At 43.7% G+C, this 1,129-nt stretch carries 1 protein-coding gene; it reads left to right on the forward strand.

Annotated features, from left to right (window positions below):
- Positions 1-964 (forward strand): ATP-binding cassette domain-containing protein (locus ACH2DQ_RS07060; protein WP_395026126.1); only part of this gene is annotated, 964 nt, incomplete at its 5' end.
- Between the last annotated feature and the right edge of the window lie 165 nt (positions 965-1,129).

Raw genomic sequence — 1,129 nt, forward strand, 5'->3', positions numbered from 1 at the left:
TTCCGGGATTATAATCCTGGCGCTTGGCGTATGGATGATTATAAAGGGGAATTTTACCGTTGGTATGCTGCTGGCATTCCAGTCTTATATGACACAGTTTTTAATGCCGGTGAACGACTTATTGGAAACGGGACAAAAATTGCAGGAAATGCGGACTTCTATGGAACGCGTGGATGATGTAATGAAATATAAAGAAGATGTTGTATTTTCTTCCATCAGAGATACGGAGGATGTATTTGAGAAGCTGGATGGAAGCGTGGAGTTTCGAAATGTAACATTTGGATATTCCAGGTTAGAAGAGCCTCTTTTAAAGGATTTTAATCTAACGGTGAAGAGTGGATCGAAAGTAGCGCTGGTGGGTTCATCGGGATGTGGTAAATCCACTATAGCCAAACTTGCCTGCGGATTATATGAACCTTGGTCGGGTGAGATTTTATTTCAGGGTAAACCGATGAAGGATATACCGAAAGAGGTTTTTAATTCATCACTATCTGTGGTAGACCAGGACATAACCATGTTTGAAGACAGTATAGCAGATAATATTAAGATGTGGGATAAATCCATCGAAGATTTTGAAATGATTATTGCAGCAAGAGATGCGCAGATTCATTCTGATATTATGACGAGAAAAGGCGGATATGGACATGCAGTTTCCGAAGGAGGCAAAAATTTCAGCGGAGGGCAGCGCCAGCGGTTTGAGATCGCACGTGTTCTTGCCCAGGATCCCACCATCGCCATATTAGATGAGGCTACATCAGCCCTGGATGCGAAAACGGAATATGAAGTTGTCAAAGCAATTCAAAAGCGCGGGATTACCTGTATCATTGTTGCACACCGTTTGTCTACGATTCGTGACTGTGATGAAATTGTAGTTCTTGATCACGGCAGGGTTATGGAGCGGGGGACACATGAAGAGCTGTATCAATTGGACGGTTACTATACACGGTTAATTACCACAGAATAGGAGGGCAGGTTATGGGTTGGTTTGACAGTCAGGTAAAAGAGCGGCTGCAATACGATGCAGGCGAGATGCAGAAATCCTATGCAAAGCTTGCCGGAGTCGTTGGGAAGAAAGAAAAAATTGACAAAGGGCAGCATGAAGAAGAGGGACAGGCGAAAGATGCGCTCA

It is taken from the genome of Robinsoniella sp. (assembly GCF_034124845.1).